Genomic DNA, 16012 nt, shown 5'->3' on the forward strand with positions numbered 1-16012 from the left:
GAGGACAGGCTTGGAAGCCGGGGTCAGCGAGAGGGGGCGGGACAGAAGCTTCGTGAGCATGGAGGACTCTCCTTGCCCCCTGTACGAAATGCGTCCGCGCCCGGTTACACCCGGACTTCCGTGGACCCTGATTCACCCACGGCGAACTCAGGCGCTGCGCAGCGTGAGGAGCGTCACCTCGGGCGGGACGCCGAGGCGGAAGGGGAGCCAGTGCCCCGTGCCGCCGGAGACGTAGAGGTGGTGGTCGCGGAAGCGGTAGCGGCCCAGCATGTGCTTGAAGGCGAAGCCGAACAGCGGGACCCCCAGGAAGGCCACCTGTCCGCCGTGGGTGTGGCCCGCGAGCGTGAGGCGCGCGCCGCGCTCGGCGGCGTAGGGGAAGAAGTCCGGGTGGTGCGAGAGGCAGAGCACCACGTCGTCCGGGTGTCCGTCCACGAAGGCGGTCTCCGCGGAGCGCTGCCAGCGCCGGTCGCGCCCGGTGCGGCTGCCGCCGGACATGGGGAAGTCCACGCCCACCACGCGCACGCGCTGGCCGCCGTGCTCCAGCACATGGGCTTCATCCACGAGCAGCCGGACCGGAGCGCCACGCTCGGCCAGCTGCGCGTAGCCGCCCAGGACCTCATCGAGCCCGCGCCAGTGCTCGTGGTTGCCGAGCACCGCGAGCATGCCGTGGCGGGCCGTCGTGGAGGCGAGGGCGGCCATCGTCTCGTCGATTTGATTCACATCGTCGATGAGGTCCCCGGTCATCACCTGGAGGTCCACGCCAGCGGTGTTCATCACCTCCACGGCACCGCGCAGGTACTCGGCGGAGATGAAGGGGCCCACGTGGACGTCGGTGATCTGCCCGATGCGGAAGCCGTCGAGCGCGGCGGGGAGGCCCTTCAGCTTCACCTCCACCTCGCGCACGGTGAAGCCCAGGCTGCCGCCGACGACGCCCACGGCGCTGGCGCCCATGGCGAGGACGGGCATGGCCTGACCGGCCTTCACCAGGAGGCTCCGGCGCTCCAGGTCCACACCCGGGGGCGCTGCCTTCTGCCGGCGTTCAGCGCGCAGCTTGAGGATGAGGAACGGCGGGCCCATCAGCATCACCATCAGCGCGGCGATGCTCCACACGACGGCGAACAGCTTCACCGGCACGAGCAGCGGGGGCGTGTGGTGCAGGCCGTAGCCGGTGACGGCGGGCACGGTCCAGGCCGCGAACGCGAAGACAGAGAGGCCCACCAGCACGCCATGGCGCCAGCCCCGCGTGACGGCGGGCAACAGCCTGCGCAGCACGAGGTACGCGCCCAGGTAGACGAACAGCAGGACCAGCAGTCTTCCCATCGTGGCAGCGCTCTTCCGTGTGAGGAGTCCCGAGGATAACGGACCCCCTGACAGCGCGCTGTCCTCCGTCACCGGGCTGCTCGCCTGGGCTCCACGGGCTTGAGCGTGGAATAACCGGGAAACCGGAGGCGGCATGCGGATGGGGTGGCTGTGGCTGGTGATGTTGCTGGGGTGTGCATCCGCACCCGGGCCCTCACCGGCGGAAGCGCGGGAGTGCGAGGACCGCGATGAGGACCAGTGCCTCACGCATGTCTGTGAGGACGACGTCTGCGCGCTGTTCCGGTGCGAGGACCTGTCACCGGACCGCATCGTGCGGACGCGAGGGGCCATGCCGGTGGCGCCCATCTTCGTGGCGCCCGGCAGTGGGCCTCAACGGACGTGGGGGAGTGCGCAGGGCCTGCCAAGAGACGCGGTGCCCGTCATGGTCTTCCGCTGGCACCGGCGCGAGAAGCTGCCCAGCGAGCTACGCCGCGAGAAGGCCCAACAGGAGTGGGCGAAGCGGCCGAAGGAGCGGCACCACATCTTCCCGCAGGCGTTCAAGGCGCATTTCGATGATAAGCGCATCGACATCCACAAGTACGTCTTGATGATCGATGCGGAAGTGCACGCGCGCATCCATCGGGGCAAGCAAGGTGGACCCTGGAATGAGGACTGGCGCACCTTCATTGCGCAAGATCCGGCTTCCATACCAATCCCTGAGTACTTTGAGCATGCCTCCTGGATGATCCAGAAATATGAGCTCTTTGGCCTGCCCATGACGTACTGGCAGCAGATAGAGCTCTCACCCGGGCCCTTCGAGGACTGAGCCATGCGCTACTTCACGGTGGAGAGCTTCAGCTTTGATGAGCCCGGGCACTGGAGTGGGGAGTACCGGGCGCGCCATCGATGGCACCTGTCAGGCGTCGACTGCCCTCGGTACGGTATCTGGTCAGGGCTGAGCGCGTTCCCTTCCGTGGACCTGTCAGCGGTGGATGAACCGGTGCTCGCCAACCCAAAGGGCCCCACGTCCCTGGAGGAGTACAATCGACTCGTTGCGCTGGTGCGTCCTTTTGTTCCTCCTGAGCTCCCCGTCCTTGCAGGTGGCTCGTTCGGGCCCATGGTCGGAACCGCTCAAGGCAGGTTCGGCCCGGTCACTTGTTGCCCTTCGTGGGAGCTGATCCTCCGTGAGGACGCGGTCGAACTGCTCAAGGCTGAAGGGCTGCAAGGCATCATCGCGGTCCGAATGGAGCTCAGATCCCGCCGGAGCACCATGCCGGCACTCTACGAGCTGGAAGCGCGCCCCCTGGCGAAGCTGCATCCGGACTGCATCGGCGAATTCAAGACGCCCGCCTGTGACATCTGCGGCAAACCCGAATCGTTCCGACTCCCTCCGAAGCGCTGGCTGCTGCGCTCCTCCATCCCGGAAGGGCTCGACTTCTTCGGCATCAAGGGAGCCAGTCCACGCGTCGTCAGCGAGCGCTTCGTTGAAACCGTGCAGCGGCTGGGCCCCAGCGACGTGCACTACCAGGAACTTCCCGCCGCCGATTAGTTACATCCCCCCGCCCGGGCTCGCGAGCCGCAGGTGCGAGTGCAGCGTCTCCGCCCGCAGGTACAGGAACTGCGCATCCCCGAAGGCCAGCGCGTCCCCGTCCGTGAGTATCCGCTCCTCGCCCTCGCCCAGCTCCGCGGCGTTCAGCCAGGTGCCGTTCATGGACCCCAGGTCCTTTACGGAGCACGTCCCCTGCGCCGCGTGCCAGCGCAGCACCGCGTGCTGCTTGGACACGGACGGGTCGTGCACCATCAGCGTGCACCCCTCCGTCCGGCCCACCCGCAGCTCCTGCCCGTCCCGCTCCGGCCCCAGGAAGTGGACCTCCAGCGAGTCGAACGCCTGGAGCATCACCAGCAGCCGGTCCACCAACCGCGAACGGTGCGCCATCCCCACCGTGCGCGCCTCCGCCAGCCGCAATGCCACCTGCTGGAACACCGGCTCCGGCGGCTGCTGGATGAGCACCACCGGCCCGGAGGCTTGCAGGAACGCCTGCACGGGCGCGTAGGCGAACGGGCGCAGTTGTTGGACGGAAGGCATCACGCACTCCAGGTTACCCCCAGCCCCGCCCCCGCGCGAGCCGCCGGGCCCCAGTGTCAGGTGCCCGGCGATTGCTTCAATCACTTCAGGACGCGACGGACGCCTTCATCAGGTGGTCCCCGTAGTCCTCCCGCAGCTTCATCTTCAGGAACTTCCCCGTCGACGTGCGCGGAATCTGGGTCACGAAGAGGATGTCATCCGGCAGCCACCACTTCGCGAACTGCTTCTCCAGGTGCGCCGTCAGCTCCGCCTTCGTCGCCTGCTGTCCCGGCTTGAACACCACCGCCGCCAGCGGGCGCTCGTCCCACTTCGGATGCCGCCCCGCGAACACCGCCGCCTCCAGCACGGAGGGATGCGCCATCAGCGCGTTCTCCAGCGCCACGGAGCTGATCCACTCGCCGCCGGACTTGATGACGTCCTTGCTGCGGTCGGTGATGTGCAGGTAGCCCGCCGGGTCGATGGTCACCACGTCGCCCGTCTTGAACCACCCGTCCTGCGTGAACCGGTCCTTGCCCTCGTCGCCGTAGTACGACGCCGCCACCATGGGCCCGCGCACCTCCAGCTCGCCCATGGCCTTGCCGTCCCAGGGAAGGATCTCCCCGCTGTCGCTCACGTGGCGCGTCTCCACGAACGGCACGGAATAGCCCTGCGACGCGTACGCCTCCAGCTGCGTCTCCGGCGAGGCCGTGTGCAAATCCCCCTTGAGCCGCGCGAGCGTGCCCACCGGGTTCATCTCCGTCATGCCCCACGCGTGCAGCACGTTCTGCCCGTGGCGCTTGCGGAACCCGTCGATGAGCGCCGGCGGCGCCGCGGAGCCACCAATCACCATGTGCCGCATGGTGCTCAGGTCCCACTTGCCGGGCTCGCGGTCCAGCTGCGCCAGGATGCCCAGCCAGATGGTGGGCACGCCGCCCGCCACCGTGACCTTCTCGTTCTGCATCAGCTCCAGGAGCGACTGCGGATCCAGGTGCGGCCCGGGCAGCACCTGCTTCGCCCCCGTGAGCAGCGCGTCGAACGGCAGGCCCCACGCCGCCGCGTGGAACATGGGCACCACCGCCAGCACCGTGTCGGCCTCCCGCAGCCCCAGCACCTCCGGCAGGCAGCACACCAGCGTGTGCAGCACGATGGAGCGGTGGCTGAAGAGCACGCCCTTCGGGTTGCCCGTCGTGCCGGACGTGTAGCAGAGCATCGCCGCGCTGTTCTCATCCAGGCGGGGGAAGTCGAACGTGGGCGACTCCGCGGCGAGCAGCTTCTCGTAGTCCAGCCGCCCTTCCGGCACCGGCCCGTCGTCCGGGATGACGATGACGTGCTTGATGTTGCCCGCGGCCTTCTCGAACTTCTCCACCAGCGGCAACAGTGAGCGGTCCACCACCACCACGGTGTCCTCCGCGTGGCGCGCGATGTAGCCCAGGTCGTTGGGGTGCAGCCGCAGGTTGAGCGTGTGCATCACCGCGCCCATCGCCGGCACGCCGAAGTAGACCTCCAGGTGCTGGTGGTGGTTCCAGCTCAGGGACGCCACGCGGTCCCCGGGCTTCACCCCCAGCCGCGTGAGCGCGTTCGCCAGCTGGCAGACGCGCTTGTGGAAGTCCGCGTACGTGTAGCGGTGCAGGGACTTGTCCGGCCTGCGGCTGACGATCTCCTGAGCGGCGTAATAGGAACGCGCGCGCTCCAGGAAGTGCGTCAGGGTGAGCGGGAAATCCATCATGCGACCGGTGAGCATCGGCACCATCCCTTCGGGAGAGGGGGAAGGGCCGGATGCTACCGGATGCGCGGCGCCATGCCCGCCACTCCCAGTGGGGGCAGGCATGGCGCATGACGTCAATGTCAGCCGAAGAAAACCTGCGCGACCTCGAAGAACTCCTTGGGCACGCGCTTGAGCTCCCGGGTGGCCTCGGCCAGCTCCTCGCTGACGATGTCGTTGCCGCGCAGGGCGGCCATCTTCCCGAACTCGCCGCGAGCGACCATGTCGCACGCATGCACGCCAAACCGGGTGGCGAGCACGCGGTCGTGCGCCGTGGGGGCGCCGCCGCGCTGGATGTGGCCCAGCACGGAGACGCGCGTCTCGAAGCCGGTGCGCCGTTCAATCTCCGAGGCGACGATGTTGCCCACGCCGCCCAGGCGCGGCCGGCCCGCTTCGTCCAGGGCGCCCGTCGTCACGAGCTGTTCGTTCTGGTCCGCGGACAGCTTGATGCGCGTGCCCTCCGCCACCACGACGATGGAGAAGGTGCGCCCGCCTGCGTTGCGGCGCACCAGGTGCTGGGCGACGGCCTCCAGGTCCGCGGGAATCTCCGGGACAAGGATGACGTCCGCGCCGCCCGCGATGCCCGCGTAGGTGGCGATCCACCCGACGTGCCGGCCCATCACCTCGCAGACGATGACGCGCTTGTGGGACTCGGCGGTGGAGTGCAGCCGGTCCACGGCCTCCGTGGCGATGTGGACCGCGGTGTCGAAGCCGAAGGTGAAGTCCGTGCCGTTGAGGTCGTTGTCGATGGTCTTCGGCACGCCGACGATGCGCAGTCCTTCCTGGGACATGCGCGTGGCGGCGGACAGGGTGCCCTCGCCACCGATGGCGATGACAGCGTGGATGCCATTGCGCTCGATGGCGCGCTTCACGCGCTCGAGGCCGTTCTCCACCTTGAACGGGTTGACGCGCGACGTTCCCAGGATGGTGCCACCCCGGTGGAGGATGCCGGACGTGGTCTCCCGCGTGAGGCGGAAGTGGTTGTCGTCCAGCAGGCCCTTCCATCCATCGCGCAGGCCCATCATCTCGAAGCCGTGCTCGCTGGCACGGCGGACGATGGCTCGGATGACCGCATTGAGGCCGGGGCAATCACCCCCGCCGGTGAGCACGGCGACTTTCATGTCTCAGGTTCTAGCGCGACCCGGCCTCCGCGCGTGAGGACGGATTGCACGGAACGCCCGTGGGAAACCCTTCCCGGTCCCCGGGCGTGCGGGGGACCTGGCCTGTCAATCGCCGGCGGAGTGCAGGTGTAATTCCCGGAAGCGGGTGGCCTTGCCGCGCGGCGCCACGCACCGGGCGGCTGGGGGGCCAGCGACCGGCGCGGGGAGGGCGGCGTATGCTGGCCAGCCCATGAACCCAAGGGTGTTCCAGACGGAGCAGGAGGCGGCCAGCACCTGCGCCGCGCGCATCGCCGAGGCGGTGCGCCACACACCGGAGCTGGTGCTGGGGCTCGTCACGGGGCGCTCGCCGCTCAACGTGTACCGGAACCTGGTGGAACTGGCGGCCCGGGGGGCGCTGGACCTGTCGCGGGCGACGACGTTCAACGTGGACGAGTTCCTGGGACTGCCGCCGGAGGACGCGGGCAGCTTCCGCGCGTACATGGACCGGCACCTGTTCCGGCATGTGAATCTGTCAACGGAGCGGATCCACTTCTTCGACGGGTGCGCGCCGGACGCGGAGGCGGAGTGCGCGCGCTATGACGCGGCGCTCGCGGCGGCCGGGGGGCTGGACCTGCTGCTGCTGGGCGTGGGGCCCAACGGGCACATCGCGTTCAACGAACCCGGGGAGGTGCTGACGGCGGCGAGCCACCGCGCGCGCCTGTCGCGGGAGACGCGGCTGTCGCACGTGATGGCGTTCGGGGATGATCCGTCGAAGGTGCCCATGGCGGCATTGACGCTGGGCATGGCGGCGGTGCTCCAGGCGCGCAAGGTGGTGGTGCTGGCCTTCGGCGTGAACAAGGCCGCGGCGGTGACGGCGATGGTGCACGGGCCGCTCACGCCCAGGTGGCCCGCGTCGTTCCTCCAGCTCCACCGCGACGTGGAGCTGTGGCTGGACACGGGCGCGGCCAGCGGCCTGCAAGGGCGCGGGCTGGAAGAGGCCCGGCCCCGCCACATCGGCACCTGACGGCGGCACCGCGAATCAGACCCGTTGGGCGAACCGTGGCCGCCCGCTCCGCCCGAGCCGCGCGAACTGGTCCGATAGTCGGACCAGTTGGGAGAGCCGTGGCAGGGGGGGACCTGCTCCCCGCCCGAGCCGCGCGAACTGGTCCGACAGTCGGACCAGTTGGGAGAGCCGTGGCCTGGAAGGGGGCCCGCGCCGCCCAAGCCGCGCGAACTGGTCCGACAGTCGGACCAGTTGGGGGAGCCGTGGCCCGGAAGGGGACCCGTTCCGCCCGAGCCGCTCGAACTGGTCCGACAGTCGGACCAGTTGGGAGAGCCGTGGCCCGGAAGGGGCCCGCGGCCTGACCTGTTTGCCGGAGAGCCGGCGAGGGCTTCGTCAGTGCGTCGCGGACGCGAGCCGCGCGGGAGGCTTGCTGGCCGGGGCAGGGCGGGACGCGGGCTTCGCGGGGACCCGCGCCTTCGGTGCGGCGGGCGGCTTCGCGGCGGCGGCGCCGGCCGGACGGGCCTTCCTCGCGGCGGCCTTCACGGCAGGAGCCTTCACGGTGACCGCCTTGGCCGGGGACTCGGAGACGGCCGGACGCTTTGCCACGACAGGCGTCCTGGGCCGGGTGTGCTCATAGGCCGCGAGCACCTTGGCCACGTAGAACTCCGTCTCCCCGTTGCGCGGCACGCGCCCGTTCACCGACCCCGGACCCGCGTTGTACGCGGCCACCGCCAGCCGCACGTCGCGGAACCTGCGCAGCTGCTCGGCCAGGTAGCGCCCGCTCGCGTCGACGGACGGCGCCGGGTCGAAGGGGTCGTCCACCCGCATCATCGCCGCCGTGTCCGGCATCAGCTGTCCCGGGCCCATGGCCCCCGCGGGCGAGATGCGGTGCACCCGCGTCTCCGACTCCACCTGGATGAGCGCCCTCAAGAGCCCCGGCGGAATCCCGTGGCGCCGCTCCGCGTCCACGATGAGCGGCTCCAGCGGCGGGTGGTCATCCAGCACGCACGCGGGCCGGTGCGCCACGTAGGCCCCCAGGGCCCTCGCCTTCGTCTGGAGGAAGGAGAAGGACAGGGGCGACACCTGCGTCCCACCCAGCCACGCCACGCCCACGTTGAGCAACACCACGGGCACCAGCGCGCACGGCACCAGCCACGCCCACTTCGGAATCTCGATGCCGCCCACGGTCCGCTTGCGTCCCACCCTCCCCACTTAAGGGCCCTGCGCGTCCCCGTCCAGCTTCCGGCCCGCGCGAGTGGACACACCGGGCCCGCCACCCGCCCCGGCGTCGTGAATCCGGGGCAGGGAGCGTGCGCGCTAGAACAGCAGGCCGAAGTAGTTGGCGCTCGCCTTGGCGCCCACGCAGACCTCGACGTCCGCGGTCCACGACTGCGTGGGGGGCGACCCCGTGGCCTGGAAGAGGAACTCCAGCTGCTCCTGTTTGGCCAGGTCCAGCACGTCCACCGCGCCGCTGCTGGTGAGCTGGAGCTTGTTGGTGGAGCCGCCGGTGCCGGTGCGCCGGAACTCGCCCAGCAGCACGTACTCCGCGGAGCCCGGCTTGCGCACGGACAGGCTCGCACGCTCGATGCCGCTGATGTCCGTGCTGGCGGTGGCGTCGAAGAGCTTCAGCCGCAGCTCCGTCTCCACGTCGGCGTCCTCGGGGAGCGCGCTGGCGAAGTCGCCCAGCGGAATCTCGAAGGACTGCTCCACGGAGCCGCTGATGGGCGGGGCGGCGGGGAAGGACAGGTCGTTCTCGGTCTTGCAGATGCGCTCGGCCTCCACCTCGAGGGTGAAGAGCGAATCACAGCCCGTGCCCAGCAGGGTCACGGCGCCGGCGAGCAGGAGGGTGCGGAAGGAATTCGTTCGCATGGGGGAAGGTCTCCTGGCTCAGAAGAAGTAGACGATGAAGCCCAGCTTCACGGACGGGATGGTGGCGCGCACGTGCAGCGGCCCGGAGGTGACGCTGTCGTCGCCGGACGCGTCCTGGATGAGCGGCGTGGGGTCCGGCACGGTGAGCGCCACGTAGCTCAAGCCCACGTTGAAGAAGAAGTTGAAGCGGCTCTTCGTGCCCACCTCCAGGCCCACGCTGCCCGTCACGTAGTTGTAGGTGACGTCGCGGATGGCCTCCGACGTGGCGCTCGGCTCCCGGCCCAGCCAGTCCAGCACCTCGCTGTACTCCGAACCGAAGTAGTGCCCGACCTCCGCGTTGAGCGTCGGCGCGATGAAGGTGTCCATCGGCAGGATGCTCAACCCGCCACGCACGCCGAAGCTGAGCGTGTTGGTGGTGGGGCCCGCGTGCAGCCGCAGCCAGTTCGTGGGGCGCACCACCGCGGACAGGCCGATGCCGTGCGGAGCGCCCACGTCCAGCAGCAGGCCCACCCGGTGCGGCGCGTCGTCGTCCTGCGCCTGCGCCGGGGTGGCAATGCCCAACATCGCCAGGCATCCCAGGGCGATGCCGGAGGAAAGAAGCGAAGGGTGTCGTCGTCTCAAGGAAGGGGAGTCCATCGTCATGACGAAAGTTCCACGGTGAATGCCGGCCCAGCGGACATTCTTCGCGGAAGGCGCACGGGAAATGAAGCGGGACGCGCGAATCCGGTACGGGGTTTCCGGGATGCCACGGCACGCGGCGGGTGGACTGCCCGGTTCCCGACACGCTGAGTCACCCGAAGAGACCCGGGAATGCGTGCAATGCCTGTCAAATCACTGGCGTCCTGTTCAATCCCGTGGGGGATGTGCAGCCAAACCCCGGCATGCGAGCGTATGATGAGAGGACACGGTGACGTGGCGTTCAGGGCCGGAACCGGGGGGCCAAGGATGATCGACGAAGTCGATCTGCGCATGAAGGCGTGGGTGGGACGCATTGCCTCGGAAGCGCCTGTCCATCTGGGCGTGCCCGACCGTGAGTCCCTGGACCGGGGTGTCTGTCTTTACCTCCTGGAGCTGGGGCCGGCGCCGCTGAACCGGGCGGGGAAGCGGGGCGCCCTGCAATTCACTGTCTGTTACCTGGTGACGGTGGGCGCGGAGACGCCCGAGCGCGCGCACCGGCTCCTGGGCGACCTGGTCTTCGCGGCCATGAGCGACAAGGAGCTGGAGGTGGACCTGAGCCCGGTGCCGGCGGCGCTGTGGGCGGGGCTTCGCTCGGTGCCGCGTCCGGCCTTCCGCCTGCGGGTGCAGGTGCGCAGGGAGCAACCCGTGGCGGAGGTGCGGTGTCTGTCATTGGTGGGCGGAGCGGCCCCTCCGGTCCCCCTGCTGGGGCGGGTGGTGGGGCCCGGTGACGTGCCCATCCGGGACGCCTGGGTGGCGCTGCCCTCGCTGCAGTTGAGCACGCGCACGGATGCGGAGGGGCAGTTCCACTTCCCCCGCGTGCCGGCGGTGGAGTCGCTGGGCCGGCTGGAGGTGCGCGCGGAGGGCGAGACGCTGTCGGTGGAGTCAGAGGTGCTGGCCACGGGGACGGCGCCGTTGATCATCCGGATGCCGGTGAAGGAGGAGTGACGATGCACGCGTGTCCGCCAGCCGAGGCCGTGGAGGCGCGGCCCCGCGCACGGCGGCACTTGGCGTGGGTGCTGGCCCTGGCGCGGTGGTTGAAGGCCTGGGCGGAGCGGGTGCTGGCGGAGCACTCCGCGGCGCTGACGAAGGCGGCGGCGGGACTGGGCGGCGCGCGGGTGCGCTCGCTGCCCTTGCGTGAGCCGGCCGTGAGGCTGCTGCCGCCGGTGCCCCTGTGGCCTCCCAGGCTGGAGCCCCTGCCGGACGCGGCATCCTTCGCGACGTACCCGGAGGCGCCCACGCCCCGCCTGAACACGCTGCGGTGCATTCCGAAGGAAGAGGGGACCGCGCCGGACGTGGAGGGCGCGGAGGGTTCCTTGCCGGCGACGCCCCGGGTGCCCTTCGGGTTCGATCCGGATGACCTGCTGCCCCCGGAGCCCGTGGCGGTGGTGGCCCTGGTGCCTTCGCCCGCGGCGCTGCTCCAGGCCGCCGCGAGGGAGGTGCCGGCGCTTCAGCCCGCCGCGCCGCGACCGGTGCGGACGGTGACCTCGTTTCCCAGGGACCCCGCGAGGGACCTCATCGCGCTCCTGAAGGAGTCACTGGGAACGCCAGTCCAGCCGTCCGTGCCCTGGTCCGAGGCCGTGCCTCCAGCGTCCGACGAGCCCACCGACGCGGAGGAGATGCTGCGCCAGTGTGAGCGGCTGGAGCTGGAGCCGACGGTCGAGTAGCCCCGGTCCGCTGCCGCTATGATGGCCGGCGCGATGTCCGAGCGCTCACGCCCCAGCGCTGTTCCTCCTGGCCTCACGGTGGCGGACGTCGAGCGCCAGCTGGAGGGTCGCGCGGAGGTGCTCGCGGCGGCGCGACGTCCCCATGCGGAGCTGGAGAAGGCGCTGTCGGGCCGGCGGTGGCGGCGCGCGCTGGTGCAGCGGCCGGAGCTGGTGCCCGCGCTCGTGGCCGAAGCTCGGGCGGTGGAAGAGGCACTGGAGCGCGTCCAGCGCCGCGCGGCACAGGAGGCCTGGCCGGACGACACGCCCGTGTGGAAGGAGGTTCGGGAGCTGTCGGCGCGGCGGGCGCGGCTGACGCGACTGGCCCGGCGCAGGCTGGCCGCGCTGACGGTGGCGCCCGGGGATGTTTCGCTGGAAGAGGCGCTGACCCGGCTGGATGCGCTGGTGCGCCACGAGGTGCGCTGGGCGCTGAAGCCGGGGGAGGTGCTTGTCCACGAGGACCATACCTGGCGGCGTTCGTTCTCCCCGCTCGTGCAGTCGCGGCGGGAGCTGCCGCGCCAGGACCTCGCCTGGGCAGCGCTGGGCATGCTGTGCGTCCTGGGGCTGCTCGTGGCTTCCAACTCGAGTGTGCTCCAGGTCATGGGCTTCCTGGTGACGGGCTGCATGGGCTTCGTGGTCTCGCAGCTCCTGCGCGGAGGCCAGCTCAGGCTCACCAGCGAGCGGCTCATCTGGAGGCCGGTCTTCGGTGAGCCGCAGGAGGTGCGGCTGGGCGCCATTGCCCCCGACGGCCTCCGGCTGGAGCAGGGCTCGGACCTCAGGGTGGAAGGGGAACGGCGGCTCCATGCGCGCTCCGTGCGAGGGGTCACGGCCGTCGCGCTGCTCGTGGAGCTGCACCGTCAGCCCCCCTTGCGCGGCGCGGCCCGGGCGGGCGTGCGGCTGGACTCGGTGGCGGTGTTTCCCGCGAAGCTCGGCAAGCGGAAGGGCTTCTGCGTGCTGGGCCCCCAGGGCCTCTCCTTCATCCCGGAGGAAAAGGGCCCCCAGGCGTTGAGGGCCGTCACCGGCCATCCTTCATCGCTGCGGAACTTCGAGTCCGACCAGGTGCTGGACGCGCTGCGCTGGCTGCCAGAGGCGGAGTTCGACGCCTGCGTGATGCGCATGGTGGAGGCCACCGGCGGCGCGGCCTGGGCCCGCGCGGAGGCTCGCTACGTGCCCGGCACCCCGGTGTGGCAGGGGATCCGCATCCAGCACCGGGACCTGACGCTGACCGGCCGCGTGCAGTGGAGCCAGCAGGATGCCGCCGAAAAGCTCCTGCGCGACTGGCCCCGTTAAAGGCAGTCCGACCAGGGAACGCCGCTCACTGCGTATGCGGAAAGGGGGGCGTTGCGCCGCGCAACGAGTCCGCCGGGTCCGGGTCCACCCGTTCCCCCATGTCAGACGCCACACCTACAGTCATGAAGGGGTCCCCAGCCCCCTTCCCCGAGAGACATCATGAAAGCCAGACACCCGGTGGTGCGCCGAGTCTTCCAGCGCACCGCATCCGCGGCGATGTTGCTGTTGGGCCTCGCCTACGGCCGCTCGTCGCACGCGCAGCACTTCACCGTCTTCGAGAGTGGCCAGGTGCGTCCCCTGGCCCTGTCTCCCAACGGCCAGTGGCTCTACGCCGTCAACACGCCCGACAACCGGCTGGAGATCTTCCAGGTCGGCGCCAGCGGCCTGTCCCACAAGGGCTCCGTGCCCGTGGGGATGGAGCCCGTCGCCGTGGCCGCGCGCACCAACAACGAGGTCTGGGTCGTCAACCACCTGTCCGACAGCGTGAGCATCGTGAAGGTGGACGCGAACGGGCAGGGCGGCAGCGTGACGCGCACGCTGCTCGTGGGCGACGAGCCCCGCGACATCGTCTTCGCGGGCACCGGCAAGAAGCGCGCGTTCATCACCGCCGCGCACCGGGGACAGAACACCGGGTTCGACCCGCAGCTCACCACGCCGGGCATCGGCCGCGCGGACGTCTGGGTGTTCGACTCGGACAACCTGGGGACGACGCTGGCCGGCACGCCGCTCACCCGGCTCACCCTGTTCGGTGACACGCCGCGCGCGCTCGCGGCCACGCCGGATGGCAGCCGGGTCTACGCGGCGGCGTTCCACTCCGGCAACCGCACCTCCGTGGTCCACGAGAGCCTGGTGCCCAACGGCGGCGAGTCCGTGGGCGGCGTCCCCGGCCCCAACGTCAACCACCAGGGCCTGCCCGCCCCGGAGGTCTCCGTCATCGTGAAGTACAACGGCGAGGACTGGTTGGACATCCTCAACCGGCCGTGGACCGACTCCCTCCGCTTCACGCTGCCGGACAAGGACGTGTTCGCCATCTCCGCCACGGCCAACCCGCCCGTGCAGGTGTCCGGCGCGGCGGGCACCTACGCGGGCGTGGGTACCATCCTGTTCAACATGGCCGTCAACCCGGTGAGCGGGAAGGTCTACGTGAGCAACACCGAAGCGCGCAACGACCTGCGCTTCGAGGGCCCCGGCACGATGACGGGCCAGACGCTGCGCGGCCACCTGCACGAAAGCCGCATCACCGTGCTGGGCGGCCCCAGCGCCCCTTCCGTCACGCCCCGCCACCTCAACACGCACATCAACTACGCGGCCTGCTGCGCGGCCACGCCCAACACGGAGAGCGAGAAGAGCCTCGCGCAGCCCACGGGCATGGCGGTGTCGTCCAACGGCGCCACCCTCTACGTCGCCGCGTTCGGTTCGTCGAAGCTGGGCGTGTACGCGACTTCGCAGCTGGAGGCCGGCACGTTCACGCCTTCCACCGCGAACCAGATTCCGCTGACGGGCGGCGGCCCCACCGGCCTGGTGCTGGATGAAGCCCGGGGGCGCCTGTACGTGCTCACCCGCTTCGACAACGCCGTCTCCGTGGTGGACACCGCGACGAAGACGGAGGTGGCGCACCTGCCCATGTTCAACCCGGAGCCGCCGAGCGTGGTGCAGGGCCGCCCGTTCCTCTACGACGCGCGCACCAGCTCCAGCCACGGTGATTCGTCCTGCGGCAGCTGCCACATCTTCGGCGACTTCGACAGCACCACCTGGGACCTGGGCAACCCGGACGGTGACGTGAAGACGAGCTACAACCCCATCGTCCCGGTGCTGCCGGAGTTCGGCACGGACCCCACCTTCGGCCAGGACACGGCGTTCCACCCGATGAAGGGCCCCCTGTCCACGCAGAGCCTGCGCGGCATGGCCAACCAGGGCCCCATGCACTGGCGAGGGGACCGCACCGGCGGCGACAGCGCGCCCAGCGTGCAGCCCAACGGCGGCACCTTCGACGAGGTCGCGGCCTTCAAGCAGTTCAACCCCGCGTTCAAGGACCTGCTGGGCCGCAGCTCGCAGCTCACGGAGACGGAGATGCAGAAGTTCTCCGACTTCATCCTCCAGGTCGTCTACCCGCCCAACCCCATCCGCAAGCTGGACAACTCGCTCACGGCGTCGCAGCAGGCGGGCAAGGACTTCTTCACGAACACGACCAGCTTCTTCCAGGGGTCGTGCGAGTCCTGCCACCGCGTGGACGTGAACGCGAACCCGGGCGAGGGCCCCTTCAAGGGCTTCTTCGGCACGGACGGGAAGAGCTCCTTCGACGCGGAGCCGCTGTTCCCCAAGGTCCCGCACCTGCGGAACATGTACCAGAAGGTCGGCATGTTCGGAGCGGGCTTCCCCTTCGGCACCACGCCGGTGGATCCGTTCCTGGGGGACCAGGTGCGTGGCACGGGCTTCAACAGCGACGGCGCCATCCCCACGCTGTTCCTCTTCAACAGCGGGTTCGACTTCCACCCCATCTTCAACCAGGTGGGCATCCCGGACACGCCCGCGGGCTTCCAGGCGAAGAAGGACATGGAGGAGTACATGTTCGCCTTCGAGACCAACCTGGCGCCCATCGTCGGACAGCAGGTGACGCTCACCGCGACCAACGCGGCGGTGGTGGGGACGCGCATCGACCTGCTGATGGCGCGCGCGGACGCGGGTGAGTGCGACCTGGTGGCCAAGGGGCGCGCGGGCACGTACGAGATGGGCTTCCGCTACCTGGGCAGCGGGCAGTTCAAGGCGGACCGCGCGGCGCTGCCGCTGGTGCCGTCCGCGTCGCTGCGCTCGGCCGTGGCCACGAACCAGGGCGTGCTGACGTACACCTGCACGCCGCCTGGCTCCGGCCAGCGCGTGGGCATCGACCGGGACCTGGATGGGTTCCTGGATGGGGACGAGCGGACCGCGGGCACGAACCCCGCGGACCCCGCCAGCCACCCGTAGCGGCGGCTCCAGCAGTCAGCGGCTGAAGACACTCGGCGGCCCGGGCACCTGTTGCCCGGGCCGCTTGTCGTTTCAGGGGTTTACGGAGCAGGCGGGCAGGCCAGGGGCTCAAGTCGAGTTGCATTCGATAATACTGAGATATATCTCAGACCCATCTGGAAGGTATCTTGAACTCCCTGGAAGGACATGACATGCGCGGCGGACACGGAAGAGGCCGAGGCGACCCGGAGCACTGGCATCACGAGGGGAGAGAGGGCCCCCGGGGACGGCACGGCGGCCATG

14 protein-coding genes are annotated in these 16012 nt (G+C 70.1%); 7 read left to right on the top strand and 7 right to left on the bottom strand.

The window, feature by feature from the left end:
• Positions 1-147 precede the first annotated feature (147 nt).
• Positions 148-1320: a metallophosphoesterase gene (locus tag D7W81_RS07195; protein WP_120554583.1), complete on the bottom strand. Its 1173-nt coding sequence runs from the start codon at positions 1318-1320 to the stop codon at positions 148-150.
• A gap of 133 nt (positions 1321-1453) precedes the next feature.
• Between D7W81_RS07195 and sitA6 the strand changes: the two genes are divergently transcribed.
• On the top strand, positions 1454-2125 hold the full coding sequence (sitA6, locus tag D7W81_RS07200) for a SitA6 family polymorphic toxin lipoprotein (protein WP_120554584.1): 672 nt from the start codon (positions 1454-1456) through the stop codon (positions 2123-2125).
• A 3-nt stretch (positions 2126-2128) separates the two neighbouring features.
• A complete protein-coding gene (gene sitI6, locus D7W81_RS07205; RefSeq protein ID WP_120554585.1) occupies positions 2129-2848 on the top strand; it encodes a SitI6 family double-CXXCG motif immunity protein in 720 nt (239 codons plus the stop codon).
• Here the strand turns inward: sitI6 and D7W81_RS07210 are convergent, their stop codons facing one another.
• From D7W81_RS07210 to D7W81_RS07220, 3 genes are all read right to left on the bottom strand, one after another.
• Positions 2849-3385, bottom strand: coding sequence for an FHA domain-containing protein (locus tag D7W81_RS07210; RefSeq protein ID WP_120554586.1), 537 nt, complete (start codon positions 3383-3385; stop codon positions 2849-2851).
• Positions 3386-3470: 85 nt separating this feature from the next.
• Positions 3471-5105 (bottom strand): long-chain fatty acid--CoA ligase, encoded by a 1635-nt coding sequence (locus tag D7W81_RS07215; RefSeq protein WP_120554627.1) that lies wholly within the window; start codon positions 5103-5105, stop codon positions 3471-3473.
• A 104-nt stretch (positions 5106-5209) separates the two neighbouring features.
• On the bottom strand, positions 5210-6247 hold the full coding sequence (locus D7W81_RS07220) for a 6-phosphofructokinase (RefSeq protein ID WP_120554587.1): 1038 nt from the start codon (positions 6245-6247) through the stop codon (positions 5210-5212).
• Positions 6248-6476: 229 nt separating this feature from the next.
• Between D7W81_RS07220 and D7W81_RS07225 the strand changes: the two genes are divergently transcribed.
• On the top strand, positions 6477-7250 hold the full coding sequence (locus D7W81_RS07225; RefSeq protein ID WP_120554588.1) for a glucosamine-6-phosphate deaminase: 774 nt from the start codon (positions 6477-6479) through the stop codon (positions 7248-7250).
• Positions 7251-7622: 372 nt separating this feature from the next.
• Here the strand turns inward: D7W81_RS07225 and D7W81_RS07230 are convergent, their stop codons facing one another.
• The 3 genes from D7W81_RS07230 to D7W81_RS07240 form a co-directional block, all read right to left on the bottom strand.
• Entirely contained in the window at positions 7623-8432 is an 810-nt protein-coding gene (locus D7W81_RS07230) for a lytic transglycosylase domain-containing protein (protein WP_120554589.1), read from the bottom strand.
• Between the two features lie 114 nt (positions 8433-8546).
• Positions 8547-9098, bottom strand: coding sequence for a hypothetical protein (locus tag D7W81_RS07235; protein ID WP_120554590.1), 552 nt, complete (start codon positions 9096-9098; stop codon positions 8547-8549).
• Between the two features lie 18 nt (positions 9099-9116).
• Positions 9117-9662 (bottom strand): hypothetical protein, encoded by a 546-nt coding sequence (locus D7W81_RS07240; RefSeq protein ID WP_244227029.1) that lies wholly within the window; start codon positions 9660-9662, stop codon positions 9117-9119.
• A gap of 381 nt (positions 9663-10043) precedes the next feature.
• Here D7W81_RS07240 and D7W81_RS07245 point away from each other — a divergent pair, with 381 nt between their 5' ends.
• The 4 genes from D7W81_RS07245 (at position 10044) to D7W81_RS07260 (ending at position 15730) form a co-directional block, all read left to right on the top strand.
• Entirely contained in the window at positions 10044-10721 is a 678-nt protein-coding gene (locus D7W81_RS07245; RefSeq protein WP_120554592.1) for a carboxypeptidase-like regulatory domain-containing protein, read from the top strand.
• 2 nt (positions 10722-10723) lie between these two features.
• Positions 10724-11440 (top strand): hypothetical protein, encoded by a 717-nt coding sequence (locus tag D7W81_RS07250; protein WP_120554593.1) that lies wholly within the window; start codon positions 10724-10726, stop codon positions 11438-11440.
• 33 nt (positions 11441-11473) lie between these two features.
• Positions 11474-12766: a hypothetical protein gene (locus tag D7W81_RS07255; RefSeq protein ID WP_147445375.1), complete on the top strand. Its 1293-nt coding sequence runs from the start codon at positions 11474-11476 to the stop codon at positions 12764-12766.
• A gap of 159 nt (positions 12767-12925) precedes the next feature.
• Positions 12926-15730 carry a beta-propeller fold lactonase family protein gene (locus tag D7W81_RS07260; RefSeq protein ID WP_438503351.1) on the top strand — a complete coding sequence of 935 codons (2805 nt, stop codon included), beginning with the start codon at positions 12926-12928 and terminating at the stop codon, positions 15728-15730.
• Positions 15731-16012 lie beyond the last annotated feature (282 nt).

The organism is Corallococcus aberystwythensis (assembly GCF_003612165.1).
In the GTDB taxonomy this organism is placed as follows: domain Bacteria; phylum Myxococcota; class Myxococcia; order Myxococcales; family Myxococcaceae; genus Corallococcus; species Corallococcus aberystwythensis.